Origin of the sequence: Gilliamella bombicola (genome assembly GCF_900094945.1) — a bacterium.
Lineage (GTDB): Bacteria > Pseudomonadota > Gammaproteobacteria > Enterobacterales > Orbaceae > Gilliamella > Gilliamella bombicola.
The window spans coordinates 79,244-96,994 of the sequence record NZ_FMAQ01000005.1 but is presented as its reverse complement, the minus strand read 5'-3'; the positions used below and the strand labels follow the sequence as shown (position 1 = coordinate 96,994).

At 36.0% G+C, this 17,751-nt stretch carries 18 protein-coding genes; 14 read left to right on the top strand and 4 right to left on the bottom strand.

All coding sequences use genetic code 11. The features are described from left to right. Positions 1–17: 17 nt before the first annotated feature. Positions 18–671, bottom strand: coding sequence for a two-component system response regulator NarL (narL, locus tag GA0061081_RS06355; RefSeq protein WP_091348437.1), 654 nt, complete (start codon positions 669–671; stop codon positions 18–20). A 3-nt stretch (positions 672–674) separates the two neighbouring features. Beyond that, positions 675–2,483: a nitrate/nitrite two-component system sensor histidine kinase NarX gene (narX, locus tag GA0061081_RS06350; RefSeq protein WP_167349318.1), complete on the bottom strand. Its 1,809-nt coding sequence runs from the start codon at positions 2,481–2,483 to the stop codon at positions 675–677. Between the two features lie 231 nt (positions 2,484–2,714). On the opposite strand from narX, the gene rplU reads away from it, so the two are divergent. From rplU to cgtA, 4 genes are all read left to right on the top strand, one after another. Continuing rightward, positions 2,715–3,023: a 50S ribosomal protein L21 gene (gene rplU / locus GA0061081_RS06345; RefSeq protein ID WP_025314436.1), complete on the top strand. Its 309-nt coding sequence runs from the start codon at positions 2,715–2,717 to the stop codon at positions 3,021–3,023. 15 nt (positions 3,024–3,038) lie between these two features. Continuing rightward, positions 3,039–3,299: a 50S ribosomal protein L27 gene (gene rpmA, locus GA0061081_RS06340; RefSeq protein ID WP_034915250.1), complete on the top strand. Its 261-nt coding sequence runs from the start codon at positions 3,039–3,041 to the stop codon at positions 3,297–3,299. Between the two features lie 88 nt (positions 3,300–3,387). Beyond that, a complete protein-coding gene (locus GA0061081_RS06335; protein ID WP_091348431.1) occupies positions 3,388–4,353 on the top strand; it encodes a DMT family transporter in 966 nt (321 codons plus the stop codon). Then, positions 4,353–5,516 carry an Obg family GTPase CgtA gene (gene cgtA, locus GA0061081_RS06330; RefSeq protein ID WP_091348428.1) on the top strand — a complete coding sequence of 388 codons (1,164 nt, stop codon included), beginning with the start codon at positions 4,353–4,355 and terminating at the stop codon, positions 5,514–5,516. Before GA0061081_RS06335 ends, cgtA begins: the two co-directional genes overlap by 1 nt. Positions 5,517–5,856: 340 nt before the next feature. Here cgtA and smrB read toward each other — a convergent pair whose 3' ends face one another. Further along, positions 5,857–6,399, bottom strand: coding sequence for an endonuclease SmrB (gene smrB / locus GA0061081_RS06325; protein ID WP_091348424.1), 543 nt, complete (start codon positions 6,397–6,399; stop codon positions 5,857–5,859). A gap of 6 nt (positions 6,400–6,405) precedes the next feature. Next, positions 6,406–7,044 (bottom strand): endonuclease III, encoded by a 639-nt coding sequence (gene nth, locus GA0061081_RS06320; protein WP_091348420.1) that lies wholly within the window; start codon positions 7,042–7,044, stop codon positions 6,406–6,408. Between the two features lie 250 nt (positions 7,045–7,294). On the opposite strand from nth, the gene putP reads away from it, so the two are divergent. The 10 genes from putP to GA0061081_RS06270 all read left to right on the top strand — a co-directional run bounded on the left by putP (position 7,295) and on the right by GA0061081_RS06270 (position 17,726). Next, complete coding sequence (putP, locus tag GA0061081_RS06315; protein ID WP_091348416.1) at positions 7,295–8,788, top strand: sodium/proline symporter PutP; 1,494 nt, start codon at positions 7,295–7,297, stop codon at positions 8,786–8,788. Positions 8,789–8,838: 50 nt separating this feature from the next. Continuing rightward, positions 8,839–10,110: a tyrosine--tRNA ligase gene (gene tyrS / locus GA0061081_RS06310; RefSeq protein ID WP_091348413.1), complete on the top strand. Its 1,272-nt coding sequence runs from the start codon at positions 8,839–8,841 to the stop codon at positions 10,108–10,110. Between the two features lie 4 nt (positions 10,111–10,114). Then, positions 10,115–10,981 carry a pyridoxal kinase PdxY gene (gene pdxY / locus GA0061081_RS06305; RefSeq protein ID WP_091348409.1) on the top strand — a complete coding sequence of 289 codons (867 nt, stop codon included), beginning with the start codon at positions 10,115–10,117 and terminating at the stop codon, positions 10,979–10,981. Between the two features lie 70 nt (positions 10,982–11,051). After that, positions 11,052–11,492, top strand: coding sequence for a helix-turn-helix domain-containing protein (locus GA0061081_RS06300; protein WP_091348406.1), 441 nt, complete (start codon positions 11,052–11,054; stop codon positions 11,490–11,492). Positions 11,493–11,578: 86 nt separating this feature from the next. Beyond that, positions 11,579–12,688 (top strand): flavodoxin-dependent (E)-4-hydroxy-3-methylbut-2-enyl-diphosphate synthase, encoded by a 1,110-nt coding sequence (gene ispG / locus GA0061081_RS06295; RefSeq protein WP_091348402.1) that lies wholly within the window; start codon positions 11,579–11,581, stop codon positions 12,686–12,688. Positions 12,689–12,712: 24 nt separating this feature from the next. Continuing rightward, on the top strand, positions 12,713–13,990 hold the full coding sequence (gene hisS / locus GA0061081_RS06290; RefSeq protein ID WP_091348398.1) for a histidine--tRNA ligase: 1,278 nt from the start codon (positions 12,713–12,715) through the stop codon (positions 13,988–13,990). Positions 13,991–14,008: 18 nt separating this feature from the next. Then, the gene (locus GA0061081_RS06285; RefSeq protein ID WP_091348395.1) at positions 14,009–14,770 is read left to right on the top strand and encodes a YfgM family protein; all 762 of its coding nucleotides are present in this window, start codon (positions 14,009–14,011) and stop codon (positions 14,768–14,770) included. 26 nt (positions 14,771–14,796) lie between these two features. Continuing rightward, positions 14,797–15,969, top strand: a complete 1,173-nt coding sequence (gene bamB / locus GA0061081_RS06280) for an outer membrane protein assembly factor BamB (protein ID WP_091348393.1) — start codon at positions 14,797–14,799, stop codon at positions 15,967–15,969. Positions 15,970–16,001: 32 nt separating this feature from the next. Next, positions 16,002–17,471: a ribosome biogenesis GTPase Der gene (der, locus tag GA0061081_RS06275; RefSeq protein WP_091348390.1), complete on the top strand. Its 1,470-nt coding sequence runs from the start codon at positions 16,002–16,004 to the stop codon at positions 17,469–17,471. A 3-nt stretch (positions 17,472–17,474) separates the two neighbouring features. Then, complete coding sequence (locus GA0061081_RS06270; RefSeq protein WP_085247193.1) at positions 17,475–17,726, top strand: YfgJ family double zinc ribbon protein; 252 nt, start codon at positions 17,475–17,477, stop codon at positions 17,724–17,726. Positions 17,727–17,751 lie beyond the last annotated feature (25 nt).

The window sequence follows — 17,751 nt, the reverse complement described above, 5'->3', positions numbered from 1 at the left end:
TTTTTCAATGGATAATTTTATTCCTTACTTTGTAAATACCATACGGTCATTTCCATTCGGGATTTAAAATTAAGTTTTTTGAATATACTTTTGATGTGTACTTTCACTGTACTTTCTACGATACCAAGTTCTTTTGCAATCAGTTTATTTGATAATCCTTGGACTAGTAAATTAAAAATTTCATTTTCTCTTGGTGTTAACAAGCTGACATCATGTATTTGCTTTGTGATTGGCTCTTTGTTATGACGCATGTAATTGAGGATAATATGCGAAATAGCATTATCCATAATGAGCTTGCCTATTGAAATATCCTGTAGCGATTTTAGAAAATCTTCAGGTTCCATATCCTTTAACAAATAACCATCTGCACCGTTTTTTAGTGCTGTGATAATATCTTCTTTCGCATCTGATACTGTAAATATAATAATACGGCTAGAGATATTTTTCTCTCTCAAGTAGCGTAATATTTCTAACCCATTAACATCTTGCATATTGATATCAAGCAGAATAATATCAGGATCAAGCTCTTCTGCTAGTTTAACGCCTTCTATTCCAGAGCCAGTCTCACCAATAATTTCGAAATGATTTACTGTATTAATTAACTGTTTCACACCATTTCTTAACATTGGGTGATCATCAATAAGCAGTATTGAACTATTTATTTGTTCCATTTCTTACTCTTTTATTGCCTTAAATGGAATGGTTTTATTGGCTTTAAATGTTACCACAATTTGTGTTCCTTGATTGGGGTTACTATCTATTGCTAAATTACCATTTAGTATTTCGACTCTATCACGCATAATAATTAGACCATAATGATTATCTTTTTTTAAATCGTTTTGTAAACCAATACCGTCATCTTTTATGCAAATAGAGATGATTTGATTATCATCTATTTTTAAACTCACTTTGACATGTGAAGCTTTAGCATGTTTGTATATATTATTAAGCCCTTCCCGAATTACTTGTAATAAATGAAAAGCATATTTACTATTGATAATATTAAGTGGCAAGTGGTATTCAAACTGAATTTTGAATTGTAACTTTTGATTAAATTCTTCAATTAATTCTATTAAGCTGGCATAAAAGCCAGTTTGATTAAGGCGTAAGTGGAAAGAGGTAATCAGTTCTCGTAACTGAGAGTAGGTGATATTGATCTCTTTGCGCATGGTTGCTAATAAATCAATACTGTTTTGAGATGTTAAATCTGACTGCATTTGTAAGCAGCTAAGATGTATTTTTAAACAAGATAGTGATTGCGCTATCGAATCATGTAGCTCTCTAGCCATGGCTGAGCGCTCTTTCATCAATAAATATTGTTTTTGTTGTTCTACTTTTCTTTCTAGCTTCATTGCGGTGGTCATTTGTTCAATTAGTCCCATAATTAAGCTTTCTTGTTCATTAGTTAATATTACTTCTGTTGGTTGTAACGCAAATAATATCCCATATTTTTCCCCATTTTCTTGAAGATACCAATAACGCTGAAAACTATTTTGTTGATAAGACGTTGTTGCGGTTAAACAAGCACTACATTTGGAGTTTTGGCAGTAAGGTAGTTTATGTTGATTATCGTAACTGATTTGTTGATAGTGGTTAGGATCATCGGATTCATAAAAGCGAATTTGAAATTGTGTTAATGGCACTAAATCTTCTAATTTACGTAGTATTTTTAAAAAACGTTCACACAATGGTTCTGACGTATGTAATTGCTTGGTTGCTTGATATTGAAACGAAACAATTTTATTGGTTTCTTGTAATTTGGCTGTTTTTTCAATAACTTGTTTTTCTAGCGATAAATATTGTGATTCGATCTGCGCTGACATTTTATTGAAAGCTAATCCTAATAGATCAAATTCATCTTTTTTTGTTCCAATATTAAATCGTTGACTAAAATCGTGATTAGAAATCGCGTCAGCCATCTTAATCAGTTTTTTCCATGGAGCAAGGAGGTGGTGACGTAAGTAATAAATTTGGATAATTAAAAAACAGATGATGATAATGATAAATAATTGTTGTATTTGTGAAATATAATAAATTTTGTTTTCGGTTTTTTGATCAATTCTATGTACCAAATGATTAATACGATTAACATAGTTTTCAATATCAGTTTTTATATCATCAATTTTTTGTGCTTGCTTTATTTTAGTAGTAAGTTGCGTTTTCCAGTCGATTTTTAATTGATTAAATTCATTAATTAAGTTGTAGCGTTTTAAGATCATTAAATGTTGTTGTGATGAAGAAATATCCATAAAAATATTTAAACGGTCATACTCTTTTTCATTGAGTGGAATCATGGTCAGTAGTTGGTAGTTTTTCATTCTCAGTAACCCCAATTGATTGACCATATATGCACCACCTTTTGCATCATTGGCTACTTGAATTGAAAACGATAATGCGACTAAAGCAATAGCACCTAAAAAAAACATTAATAGTGTTAAACGATTAATAATTGATGCAGTGTAGCGAAATTTTTTTTTCGGCATATGAACACTCAACATTATTTTATAATTTTATTTTGAAGATAAATTGTAATTTATGATTGTAGCTTGAAAAACAGTATATCGCTGATCTTTTTTATCACTTTTTGCGATCTTTTGGTAAACAGCGCTTGCAACAAGGATAAATTTTGCGTAAAATTCACGCCCTATAAGATTAATCGCGCAGACATATATGTTTAATCAAGTAATCGTCTGCTTTTTATTGCGGAGTTAAGTATGTACGCAGTTTTCCAAAGTGGTGGTAAACAACACCGAGTTAGCGAAGGACAAGTCGTTCGCTTGGAAAAAATTGAAGTCGAAACAGGTGCAGAAGTTGTTTTCGATAAAGTTTTAATGGTAGCAAATGGTGAAGACATCAAAGTTGGTGCTCCGTTTGTTGAAGGTGCAACAATTAAAGCAGAAATTGTTGAGCACGGTCGTGGCGATAAAGTGAAAATTGTTAAATTCCGTCGTCGTAAACACTATCGTAAACAACAAGGTCACCGTCAGTGGTTCACTGATGTGAAGATCACTGCAATCGCTTAATAGGAGTATCGAACAATGGCACATAAGAAGGCTGGTGGTTCATCACGTAATGGTCGTGATTCCCAAAGTAAACGTTTAGGTGTTAAACGTTATGGTAGTCAAGAAGTTCTTGCTGGTAACATTTTAGTTCGTCAACGTGGAACTCAATTCCACCCAGGTACTAATGTAGGTTGTGGTCGTGACCATACTCTATTTGCCTTAATTGATGGACAAGTAAAGTTTGAAGTTAAAGGACCTAAAAACCGTCGTTATGTTAGTGTAGTTGCTAATAGCTAATCTAAAAGCGGTTTAAAAGTTATAGAAGCCTCACAGTTATTGTGGGGCTTTTTTCATTTCTTGAAATTTATATAAAATTGATGGCGATATGATAAAACAACAAAATGTTAAATTAGGTTTTGCACTTGCCATGTTAACTGCAGTGATGTGGGGCATTGTGCCAATTGCAATTAAATATGCGCTAGTGGTTGTTGATCCATTGACATTAGCATGGTCACGATTGGCTATTTCAGCACTTGGGATTACCATTTGGTTAGCTTACAAAAAGCAATTTCCTAATTTAATGATGTTTAAAAAACGTCGTCGTTTTATTTTATTGATGATTGCTGGATTTGGTTTGTTGGGTAATTTTGCATTATTTGCAAGTGCAGTTCAGTACCTTTCTGCCACAGCCTCTCAGGTCGTTGCGCAAACTGGCATTGTGATATTTATGATTTCAAGTGCTTTTATTTTTAAAGAGCGACTAAGACCTACGCAGATTATTGGTATTTTAGTCTTACTCACTGGGCTTGTACTATTTTTTAATAAAAATATTGTCGACCTTTTTTCTAATATGTCTGCGTATGGTATTGGTGTTTGGCTTGGTTTACTTGCATCTGTATCGTGGGCCTGCTATGCGCTTGCTCAAAAAGTGCTATTACGAAAATTACGTGCAGAACAATTACTGTGGTTAATTTACCTTATTTGCACTGTATTTTTATTGCCTTTTACTTCACCAAGTAAAATGGCCAATGCTGATGCAACGCAACTGTTTGCTATCATATTTTGTGGTTTGAATACCATTATTGCTTACGGGGCGTTAGTGATGGCAATGGAAAGGTGGCAAGCGGCACAAGTGAGTGCTATAACAACCTTAACACCATTATTTGCACTTATCTTTTCAGACTTGTTTGCATTAATTTGGCCTGAAAAGTTTGCTATGCAATATTTAAATATTTTAGGTTATATTGGCGCAGTGTCTGTTGTTGCGGGCGCAATGTTTGCCACCATTGGGCATTATCTTTGGCATCCAAGAAAAGGCTGGCTAATTAACCGCAATAAAGGGGAAGAATAATGAAATTTGTTGATGAAGCATCAATTCGAGTTGAAGCAGGAGATGGTGGAAACGGTTGTGTCGGTTTTCGCAGAGAAAAGTATATACCCAAAGGTGGTCCTGATGGTGGCGACGGTGGTGATGGTGGTGATGTCTTTTTTATTGCTGATGAAAATTTAAATACACTTGTTGATTTCCAGTTTGAAAAAAATTATCGCGCAGAACGAGGTCAAAATGGACAAGGTTCTGATTGTACGGGTAAACGTGGTCGAGATATTACTGTTAAAGTACCTGTAGGAACACGTATTACGGACAAATATACTGGCGAAATTATCGGTGATTTAACGCATCATCAACAAAAAGTGTTAGTTGCCAAAGGTGGCTTTCACGGTTTGGGTAATGCACGTTTTAAATCATCGGTTAATCGTGCGCCAAGACAAAAAACTGATGGTACTCCGGGTGAAAAGCGTGATGTGCTATTAGAATTATTATTGCTTGCTGATGTAGGGATGTTAGGCTTGCCTAATGCTGGTAAATCAACCTTCATTCGCGCTGTTTCAGCGGCTAAACCGAAAGTTGCCGATTATCCATTTACCACTTTAGTACCTAGTTTGGGTGTTGTTCGAATGGATAATGAGCAAAGTTTTGTTGTTGCTGATATTCCTGGTTTGATTGAAGGTGCATCAGATGGCGCAGGGCTTGGTATTCGGTTTTTAAAACACCTTGAACGCTGTCGTGTTTTAGTTCATTTAATTGATATGGCGCCAGTAGATGAATCAGATCCGATAGAAAACGCTAAAGTAATCATTCAAGAAGTTCAACAATATAGTGAAAAATTAGCGAATAAACCACGTTGGTTAGTATTTAATAAAATGGATGTATTGGGGCCTGAAGAGAGTGCTAAACGTGCGGCTGAAATTGCTAAGGCGCTTGACTGGCAGGATAAATATTATGTTATTTCCGCCATTAATCAAGAAGGCGTAAAAGCATTATGCTGGGATTTAATGGAATATATCAATGCTCACCCACGCGAAGCTGAACCAGAAGAATCATCACCCGAAAAAGTTGAATTTATGTGGGATGATTATCATCAACAAGCAATGGATGAAGCTTTTGATGAAGATGATTTTGATGATTGGGATGAAAGTGATGAAGAGGGCGTAGAATTTATTTATCAAAAATAATCAGTATTATGGTCTTTTTATCTTGATTTAGCTATTGTGTAAAATCCTTTTATAAAAGCAGAAAAGAAATTTTCTGCTTATTTTTTATATGGTTGAATATAAAAACTTTCTTATGAGATGAGTGAGTCAGGTATTTATTTTCATTTAATTTAGGAAGGCCTAAAAAATGCTTGCTTTTAGTAATGATAATCATTATCATTATTATGTACTTTGTTAGAGCCTAAACAGCTTCTGAAAAAGTATGACATTGCTCACATTGCTTCCAATGTTTGCCAGACTAGCATCGCTAAGCTGGCTTTTTTATTTTTGTGTTACTTACAACTATTTTAATCTTCCAGTACTAGCTATTTGCTAATTCATTGTCGATGTCAAATAAAATGAGTAGTGCTGCACTGCCACCAAACTCTTTTGGTGCTTGGTGAAAACAAATAATGCGGGGGTGTTGTGCAAGCCACATTGGTGTTTGTTTTTTTAAGATATTTTTTCCATGTCCATACATGATACATGCGCAATGTGCTCTTTCACGTAAACACGCGGCGATAAGAGCTGCAATCTCTTTTTTAGCCTCCTGCTGAGTCAGTCCATGTAAATCCAAAAAAAATTCTGGTTCATAAAACCCACGTCGTAATTTTTTTACTTCATAGGGATCGGCATCTTCTCGACTATAGCGGATAGGCTCTTGTTGTAATAGAGGTTGATAATTATCGGAAAAATAAAACTCAGCATGCGTTTTTTCATGTTGTAGTTTTTGGGTTTCCATTATTTTTTTTGAGCGTTTCACCGGTTTATGAATAACAGTATCTTGTTTTAGCTTTTTGGTGTTACCAATGCTATTTTTAAACAAGTTTATGTCATCTTGGTCTAAATTAAATTTATTTGGCATTAATTTTCACTCTGGGTAAACTTTTTGTTTAAATTCACACAAATCTTCTATAACACAAGAACCACATCTAGGCTTTCTGGCAATGCAAGTATAACGGCCGTGTAATATTAGCCAATGGTGGCAATTTATTTTATATTCTTTGGGTACGACCTTCAGCAATTTTTCTTCAACGGCTTCGACAGTTTTACCAGGTGCAAAACCTGTACGGTTACTTACTCTAAATATATGCGTATCGACAGCAATGGTTGGCCAACCAAAAACAGTGTTTAACACAACATTGGCTGTTTTTCTACCCACACCAGGTAACTCAATAAGTGAATCGAAATTTTCTGGTACTTCGCCTTGATATTTATCTACTAAAATTTGACATGTTTTTATTATGTTTTCGGCTTTACTATTATAAAGCCCAATGGTACGAATATAACTTTTTAACTGATCAACACCAAGTTCTAAAATTTGTTGCGCTGTATTGGCTACAGCAAAAAGCGGTTTTGTTGCTTTGTTGACGCTTACATCGGTTGCTTGAGCAGATAAAACAACTGCAATAAGTAATTCAAATGGCGTTTGGTATACAAGCTCAGTAGTTGGATCTTTAATATGATCTTTTAGTCTGTCTAAAATTTGAATTCGAGTTAATTGTTTCACAAAATAATTAGTATCCCAAAATAGTTTGTTTGGTATTATATACTGTATTTGCAGTTTATCTGTAAGTTAAATTTAGCTGTTATAGATGTTTTAGTTTTGGCTATCAACGATATATGTAGATTGTAATATTATAAAATAACAATATTATCTAGTTTTTATTCACTCAAATACATAAATCGTCTGCTTTTTAGCATGCGCTTTTTGTGATAAGCTAGCCCACTATTTTTAATTTCATAATACAAGGTTTGTTATAAAAATGTCGTTACCAATGATTGTCACCTTTGCTGTGTACATTTTAGGGATGATTGCGATCGGTTTTTTTGCGTTTCGTGCAACGCAAAACTTTGGTGATTATATTCTAGGTGGACGCCGTATTGGTAGTGTTGTCACAGCGCTTTCAGCAGGTGCTTCAGACATGAGTGGTTGGTTATTAATGGGGCTTCCTGGTGCTGTTTTCTTGTTTGGTATATCACAAAGTTGGATTGCCATTGGTTTGGTAATTGGTGCGTATCTCAATTGGTTACTGATTGCTGGACGGTTACGTGTTTTTACCGAAATCAACCATAATTCTTTAACATTACCCGATTATTTTGCTCGACGATTTGATGATAAAAGTTCTTTACTTCGCATTATTTCAGCGGTGATTATTCTTATCTTTTTTACCATTTATTGTGCTTCTGGTGTGGTTGCTGGCGCAAAATTATTCGAAAGCACATTTGGTATGAGTTATGGTTGGGCAATGTTAGCAGGTGCTGGTGCAACAATTGCTTATACTTTTATTGGCGGTTTTTTAGCTGTAAGCTGGACTGATACTATTCAAGCAAGTTTAATGATGTTTGCACTTATTTTAACACCCATTATGGTTATGGTGAATGCTGGGGGTTTTTCTGATGCAATGGCATATATTGAATCGCTTAATCCTGATTACACCAATTTATTTGCTCACATGGATTTTATCGCCATTATTTCATTGTTAGGTTGGGGACTCGGTTATTTTGGTCAACCCCATATTTTAGCCAGATTTATGGCAGCTGATTCCCATGAGGTGATGAAAAATGCACGCCGAATTAGTATGACTTGGATGATTTTATGCTTAGCTGGAGCTATTACGGTTGGCTTTTTGGGTATTGCTTTTTTCTCTAATCATCCAGAGTTTGTTTATTTGATTAATAACGGCAAACATGAACGCATTTTTATTGAGCTTTCAAAGTTATTATTTAATCCTTGGATTGCAGGTGTATTGCTTGCAGCTATTTTAGCTGCGGTAATGAGCACATTAAGTTGCCAGCTATTAGTTTGTTCTAGTGCTATAACGGAAGATTTTTACCGAGCCTTTTTTAGACCAAAAGCAAAACAAAAAGAACTTGTTTGGGTTGGGCGTATAATGGTGCTATTAGTTTCAGTTATTGCGATTTTATTAGCCACTAATCCAAATAATAGTGTGCTTGATTTAGTCAGCCATGCTTGGGCTGGATTTGGTGCAGCGTTTGGTCCAATTATCGTTTTTTCCGTATTTTGGTCACGTATGACACGTAATGGCGCATTAGCTGGTATGATAATTGGTGCGGCAACCGTATTGCTTTGGATTAATTTTAATTGGTTTAATTTATACTCTCTTATTCCCGGGTTTTTATTTGCTTCAATTGCGATTGTCGTGTTTAGCTTATGTGATAAAAAACCTAATGAAATAGTGGAAGATCATTTTAAACAAGCGTATAAACGTTATCATAATAAAACAGTATAAATTTCATTAAAGTAGAATATAAACGTAATAAAATTTAATAGGTAAAATATATGACAAAAAATGTGATCAAACAACTGCAAGAGCGTGGACTGATTGCGCAGCTTACTGATGAAAAAGCACTAATAGAACAAATTGAACAAAATCCTATTGCGCTTTATTGTGGTTTTGATCCAACAGCCGATAGCTTGCATCTTGGGCATTTGGTACCATTGCTTTGTTTAAAGCGCTTTCAATTAGCTGGACATAAACCTGTAGCTTTAGTCGGTGGCGCAACCGGATTAATTGGTGATCCAAGTTTTAAAGCCGTTGAGCGAAAACTTAATACTGAAGAGACAGTTGTTGAGTGGAGCGAAAAAATCAAACAACAAGTTTCCCCATTTTTAGATTTTAATTGTGGTGAAAATTCGGCAATTGTGGCTAATAACTACGATTGGTTTAGTGGCATGAATGTGCTGACATTTTTACGTGATATTGGTAAATATTTTTCGGTTAATGCGATGATCAATAAAGAATCAGTTAAGCAACGTATTGATCGTGATGAAGTGGGTATCTCATTTACTGAATTTTCTTATAGCTTATTACAATCTTATGATTTTGCTTGTTTGAATCAATCGCATGATGTTGTTTTACAAATTGGTGGTTCTGATCAGTGGGGTAACATTACTGCCGGTATTGATTTAACTCGTCGCTTACATCAAAAACAGGTTTATGGCTTGACTGTGCCGTTAATTACTAAATCAGATGGGACTAAATTTGGTAAAACTGAAAGTGGTGCAGTATGGCTGGATCCTAAAAAGACCAGTCCGTATAAATTTTATCAATTCTGGATTAATACGGCAGATGCGGATGTTTATCGATTCTTAAAATTCTTTACATTTATGCCGTTAAATGAAATTGACGCTTTGGAAGAAGAAGATAAAAATAGTGGTGTTGCACCAAGGGCTCAATATGTACTTGCGGAACAAGTTACTCGTTTAGTTCATGGTGAGAATGGACTCATTGCAGCAAAACGTATTACAGAAAGCCTATTTTCTGGTAAGTTAACGGATTTATCTGAAGCTGATTTTGAGCAGTTAGCTCAAGATGGTATGCCGACGTTAGTTGTTGAAAGTGATGTTGATTTACAACAAGCAATCGTTAATGCGCAGTTTGCTCCGTCAAGGGGGCAAGCAAGAACGATGATTGAATCCAATGCCATTTCAGTTAATGGTGAAAGAAATACAACAACAGATTACCGTTTTGCTGATAGCGATAAACTTTTTAATCGTTATACTTTACTTCGTCGCGGTAAAAAATATTACTGTTTGCTAATTTGGAATTAATTTTATGAAAAATATTTTATCGATCCAGTCACATGTAGTCTTTGGTCATGCTGGAAATAGCGCAGCGGAATTTCCTATGCGTCGATTAGGTGTAAATGTTTGGCCTTTAAATACTGTACAATTTTCTAATCATACTCAATATCGCCAATGGACTGGAACGGTAATGTCTGCATCTCATTTAACTGAGATTGCTGATGGAATTCATGAAATTGATGAACTAAAACGTTGTGATGCGGTATTAAGTGGCTATATGGGATCACCTGAGCAAGGCAATGCTATTATTGAGATTGTTAAAAAAGTAAAAGCGGTTAATCCAAATGCTATTTATTTTTGCGATCCTGTAATGGGGCATCCTGAAAAAGGTTGCTTTGTTGCCCCAGGTGTATCAGAGTTTTTATGCAATACAGCGCTGCCTATGGCAGATATGATGGCACCAAATATTTTGGAGCTTGAAGAGCTAAATGGTAAACAACGTGTCAATAATGTTGAAGAAGCTATTCTAGCTTGTCGAGAATTATGTAAAAAAGGGCCTAAAGCGATTTTAGTTAAACATTTAAGCCGAGCTGGATATCAAATTGATCGGTTTGAAATGTTGCTTGTGACTCAAGATGAAGCATGGCATATTGATCGCCCACTTGTTGATTTTGGTGTAAGGCAGCCGGTTGGTGTTGGTGATATGACAAGTGGATTATTTTTAGCTAATATTTTACTTGGAAAATCATTGGTTGAAGCCTTAGAGCATACTACTTCGGCGGTGTATGCGGTTATGCTTGAAACCTTAAAACAAGATGAATATGAATTACAATTAGTTGCTGCTCAGAATGAAATAGAAAAGCCTACTCAATGGTTTAATGCGAAAAAAATTGATTAATTATTAAAATGTGTAAGAATATGTAAAGATAAAATTGACAAACGATTAGCATTGAATTTATGAGGGGATAATGGACGATATTTCATTAGGAGTAATGCTTGCGGATTTACGAGAACAAATGGGATTAACTCAAGATGATATTGCCAATAAAATTCATGTGCGAAAAACGGTGATTGATTATATCGAAAAAGACCAATTGCCTCATGCCCCTCTTGTGTTTGTCAAAGGTTATATTCGTTCTTATGCAGAAGTTGTTGGCTTATCAGTAGACCAATATCAGCCTTATCTTGATCAATTAACAAAACAATCTAAGTCCCAACAAAAAAAAATTCAAACGCAAGCATTTATAACGAAAAAAACAAGAAAGACTCCTCTTATCTTTATCGGTATATTTATTCTTCTTGGTGCACTTGGTGTAACTTTATATTATATTAATAAAGACAATAAAAGCCATTTTGTCGAAGTAAGTCATTATATTTCGCCATCTCCTTCCAATCATGTTAATAGTTAGCAAATTTTCTTATTCTCATACAGACATTTGCCTTAAATCTTGTTAAGATTGCCAGCTAGTTATTTTGTTATATAATTAGGCATGTTATGAGCCATCAAGATTCACCTATTATTAGACGAGAATCTACTCGAATTTACGTCGGCAAAGTGCCCATCGGTGGGGGGGCGCCTATTGCTGTTCAATCGATGACAAATACTCGTACTACGGATGTCGAAAAAACGGTAGCTCAAATTCAAGCGCTTGAACGTGTTGGGGTGGATATTGTGCGCGTTTCTATTCCAACAATGGATGCAGCTGAAGCGTTTAAATTGATTAAACAACAAGCTAAAGTGCCGCTGATTGCTGATATTCATTTTGATTATCGTATTGCTTTAAAAGTGGCAGAATATGGTGTTGATTGTTTAAGAATTAATCCCGGTAATATAGGCAATGAATCAAGGATCCGTGCGGTTGTCGATTGTGCAAAAGATAAAAATATTCCAATACGTATTGGGGTTAATTCAGGTTCACTTGAAAAAGATATCCAAGAGAAATATGGCGAGCCAACTCCCAAAGCGATTGTCGAGTCAGCAATGCGTCATGTCGATATACTTGATAGACTTAATTTTGATCAATTCAAGGTCAGTGTAAAAGCATCTGATGTGTTTACTGCAGTTGATGCTTATCGTTTGTTAGCTAAGCAAATTAAGCAGCCATTACATTTAGGTATAACTGAGGCTGGTGGCGTGCGGAGTGGTGCAATTAAATCGGCTATTGGATTGGGATTATTGCTATCAGAAGGAATTGGCGATACACTCCGAGTATCTTTAGCGGCTGATCCTACTGAAGAAGTAAAAGTTGGATTTGATATTTTAAAATCGTTGCGTATACGGTCTCGTGGTATTAATTTTATTGCGTGTCCAACCTGTTCCCGTCAAGAGTTTGATGTGATTAATACCGTCAATATATTAGAACAACGATTAGAAGATATTATTACACCAATGGATGTGTCAATTATTGGTTGTGTGGTTAACGGTCCGGGCGAGGCGTTAGCTTCAACGATGGGGGTTGCTGGCGGTCATAACAAAAGTGGTTTTTATGAAGATGGTGTACGTATTGGCCGTATTGATAATGAACAAATGATTGATGAGTTAGAAGCTAAAATTCGTGCTAAAGCATTAATATTAAAAAACAGAATTACAGCAACTGAATTATAATCTTATTAGATAGCGAATAAATAAATGACAGAAAAAAAGATCCAATCTATACGAGGAATGAACGATTTACTTCCAACAGATAGTGCAAGTTGGCAACAGATTGAAAAAATCGTTAAAGGCGTATTAAACAGTTATGGCTATAACGAAATTAGAACGCCCATTGTTGAAGATACTGCGCTATTTAAAAGAGCAGTAGGTGAAGTTACCGATATTGTTGAAAAAGAGATGTATACTTTCAACGATCGTAATGATGAAAGCATTACCCTGCGCCCTGAAATCACTGCCGGTTGTGTTCGTGCTGGCATTGAACATGGTCTTTTTTACAATCAAGAACAGCGTCTTTGGTATTTAGGGCCTGCTTTTCGTTACGAAAAACCACAAAAAGGGCGCTATCGTCAATTTCATCAATTTGGTGTTGAAGTCTTTGGGCTTGAAGGACCAAATATTGATGCAGAGCTTATTTTATTAACGGCACGCTTTTGGAAAGCTTTAGGTATTGAAAAGCACACCTCTTTAGAACTCAACTCTATTGGTTCACTAGAGGCAAGAGCTAATTATCGAAATGCTTTAGTTGCTTTTCTTGAGCAACATAAAGACAAATTGGATGAAGACTGTTTACGTAGAATGTATACTAATCCATTGCGTGTACTTGATTCAAAAAATCCAGTTGTCCAAGAGCTACTCAATCACGCGCCAAAATTGTTTGATTATTTAGATGAAGAATCTAAACAGCACTTTGAAGGGCTATGTCGTTTATTGGATAATGCTGGGATAAAATATAATATTAATCAAAGATTAGTGCGTGGTTTAGATTACTATAATCGTACGGTTTTTGAATGGGTAACCAGTAGTTTAGGTGCGCAGGGTACCGTGTGTGGTGGTGGTCGTTATGATGGGCTAGTTAATCAACTGGGTGGACAATCGACCCCCGCAGTTGGTTTTGCAATGGGTGTTGAGCGTTTAGTGTTATTGGTTCAAGCTGTTAATCCATCGCTAAATTGTGATAATTCAATTGATGTTTATATGATTTCATCTGGCGATGAAAAAACTATTTCAGTTGCACAAAATATTGCAGAGCAGTTACGAGATGGTTTACCTGACTGGCGAATCATGACGAATTACGGTAGTAATAATTTTAAGAAACAATTTACCAAGGCTGATAAATTAGGTGCTAAAATAGCTGTCATTATTGGTGAAAATGAACTAGCTAATCAGTCAGTTATGATTAAAAATTTACAAACAGGCAAACAAGTTGAAGTTGCACAAAAAGAAGTTGTCCAAACTTGCTTGTCGATAAAGTAAAAGAAATAGGAGAAAAACGTGAGTCATCAGTTATCGAGTGAAGAACAACTTGAAGAGATAAAGGGCTTTTTTGCTAAAACATGGAAAATGATGGTTGCAGTTCTTGTGATCGGATTATTAGCCTTTTATGGTTGGCGCTATTGGCAGTCATATAAAGCTGAAAAGGCGATAGAATATTCAGATAAGTATGAACAACTAATTGCTCAATTAGATAATACTAAAACAGATTCTGTTAATGAACTCGTCTCTTTTGCTAAAGACAATGACACAATTTACGGTGTGTTTGCTAATTTACGTGCGGCCAAATTTTATGTCGAAGTCTTAAACGATTACCCTGGTGCAGAAGTCTTATTGGTTGATGCATTAAAGAAAACCAGTTCAGCGCCAATTAAAACAATTATTAATATTCGTATCGCACGTTTACAGTATCAACAAGGTCAATATCAAGAAAGTTTAACAACACTAAACCATGTTGCTAATGAAAATTGGAGCGCAATAATTAATGATCTTCGTGGTGATGTATTAGTTAAAATGGCGCGTTATGTTGAAGCGGTTGATGCTTATAACGTGGCTTTAACTTCTTCCCCAACCCCAGATTTAGAAGAAAGCATTAAAATGAAGCTGAATCAAGCTGAATATTTAAAAGCAAAACAACAAGCTGAACAAGAAGCCCAACAAGCAGCCAAAGAAAAGGCAGAACAAGAAGCTCAGGCAGCGAAACAAAAAGCCGAGCAAGAGGCGAAAGCAAAACAAGCTGAAACAGAAGGAAGTAACAATTAATTTATCCTGCTATAAGGGTCTATACAATGAAGTTATCAAAATATCTTTTTACTGGTGTTTTTATGTTTTCACTTGCTGGGTGTTCTTTATTCGGTGGGGAAGAAGAAATAGTTCAAGTTTCCCCGTCCCCAACGGTAAACAACCAATTTCCTATTCAACAAGTGTGGCGAAATAGCACGACGGGCAATACTCATATTTATTCATTATTAGGTCCGATTAATTATGATAATGCGATTTATGCAGCAAGTCGTAGTGGGCAAGTTAAAGCCATTGATTTATCGAGCGGTAGCACATTGTGGGATGTAAACCTATCACAGAGTACACTTTTTAGCAGTAAAACAGCACTATTTTCTGGTGGTGTAAGTGCTGATGATAAATATGTCTATGTGGGCAGTGAGCGTGCTGTTGTGTATGCGTTAGATCGCCAAGACGGTAAAACAGTATGGGAAAAAACAGTAAAAGGCGAGGTGCTTGCTCGACCTGTACCATCCGAAGATAAATTAATCATCCATACGGCAAGCGGTATTCTTCAAGGTCTTAATCGTGATACAGGCGACAATTTGTGGGATGTATCCTTTGAAGTTCCTGCATTGTCTCTAAGAGGTAACTCTACACCGACGATTGCTCATGGTGCAGCTATTGTTGGGGATGATAATGGTCGAGTAAATGCTTACTACATTAATGATGGGCAATTAATTTGGCAACAGCGTATTTCACAACCATCGGGCTCTACTGAAATTGCAAAATTAAATGATGTGGATTCTACACCTGTAGTTGAAGGTAATTTAGTTTATTCCGTTGGTTATAATGGTAGCGTCGTTGCGCTTAACTTAAGTGACGGTCAACCAGTTTGGCGCAAAGAACTTGGCTCTATTCATAGCTTTGCTGTTGATACTAATCGATTATTTATTATTGACCAAAACGACAACGTTCAAGCTATTGCTAAGAATGGTGGTAGTGAACTTTGGACTCAATCAAACTTTGCTCATCGTCAGTTAACTGATCCAGTGATCTACCAAAATTATGTTGTGTTTGGTGATTTTGAAGGTTACCTATATTGGCTAAATGCTGAAAATGGTGAACTTGCCGCAAAAACACAAGTAAGTAGTAGCGGATTAATATCTAAACCATTAGTAGTAGACAATAAAGTCATTGTTCAAGCTAAAAATGGTGATATTTATGCTTTTACAAAAAATTAATACACAAAATTAAAGTAATTTAGAGAATAAACATGGTACCTGTTGTAGCACTTGTTGGTCGTCCAAATGTTGGAAAGTCGACTTTATTTAATCGGTTAACGCGAACCCGAGATGCCTTAGTGGCTGACTTTCCTGGATTAACTCGTGATCGTAAGTATGGAAGAGCAGAAATTAAGGGCCATGAATATATCTTGATTGATACTGGTGGTATTGATGGCTCTGAAGATGGGGTTGAGAGCTTTATGGCTGAACAATCCCTGCAAGCAATAGAAGAAGCCGATATTGTTCTTTTTTTGGTTGATGCTAGAGCGGGTGCGATGCCTGCCGATCATGCTATTGCTAAACACTTACGTTCTCGTCAAAAAGCCACTTTTTTAGTGGCTAATAAAATTGATGGTATTGATGCCGATACTGCGATTTCTGATTTTTATGGCTTAGGATTGGGTGAAATTCATCCTATTGCAGCTAGCCATGGTCGAGGTGTAAGCTCGTTAATTGAAACGGTATTAGATCCTATTTTTCAGTTTGATGATGAACAAAATAGCGATTTTGACGACGATGAACAATCTAACGACTTATCTGAATGTTATGATGATTCTGATCTTGATGATACAGAATCATTAATTAACCAACCTATAAAAGTTGCTATAGTGGGACGTCCAAATGTGGGTAAGTCCACACTAACTAATCGAATTTTAGGGGAAGAGCGCGTAGTTGTATATGATATGCCAGGCACAACGCGTGACAGTATCTATATCCCCATGACACGCGATGAACGTGAGTATATCTTGATTGATACCGCTGGCGTTCGTAAGCGTGGAAAAGTCACCGAAACTGTTGAAAAGTTTTCTGTCATTAAAACGTTACAAGCCATTGAAGATGCTAATGTTGTCATTTTAGTTATAGATGCCCGTGAAGGTATATCCGATCAAGACCTATCATTACTAGGGTTTATTATTAATAGTGGGCGCTCACTTGTGATAGCTGTTAATAAATGGGATGGCTTGTCACAAGATATCAAAGAACAAGTTAAAACGACACTAGATGATAGGCTAGACTTTATTGATTTTGCTCGTGTACATTTTATTTCTGCCTTGCATGGTAGTGGTGTTGGTAACTTATTTGACTCCATTCAAGAAGCGTATGATTGTGCAACGCGCCGTGTCAACACCGCCTTATTGACTAAGATTATGCAAATGGCACAAGATGATCATCAGCCTCCTTTGGTGCGAGGGCGTCGTGTTAAATTAAAATATGCGCATGCTGGGGGGTATAATCCACCCATTGTCGTTATTCATGGTAATCAAGTTGAAGACTTGCCTGATTCCTATAAGCGTTATTTGATGAACTATTTTAGACGCTCGCTAAAAATTATGGGCTCACCAATTCGAATTCAGTTTAAAGAAGGGGCTAACCCATTTGAAGGACGGAAAAATAGTTTAACCGCATCACAGCAACGTAAACGACGCCGATTGATGAAACATGTTAGAGGGCGAAAATAGTTTATGTCAAAACCAATGACAGTTAAGCAGGGGCAAGAAGGCATTTGCCCAAAGTGTCATCATAAAATGAGTGTTGTTTCTCCTCAATATTTTAATTGTCTTCATTGCAAGAAACATTATTTAGAACAATATATTTGCCCGATATGTCAGCAAAAAGCGCAGATGATTAAGGGCTGCGGATCGGTGAACTATATTTGCCCAACTGATGGTTTAATCTCCAGCAGTAAGGTGATATTTCATTATTTATCAGAATAGAAGATATTATCTATATTAAAGCCAT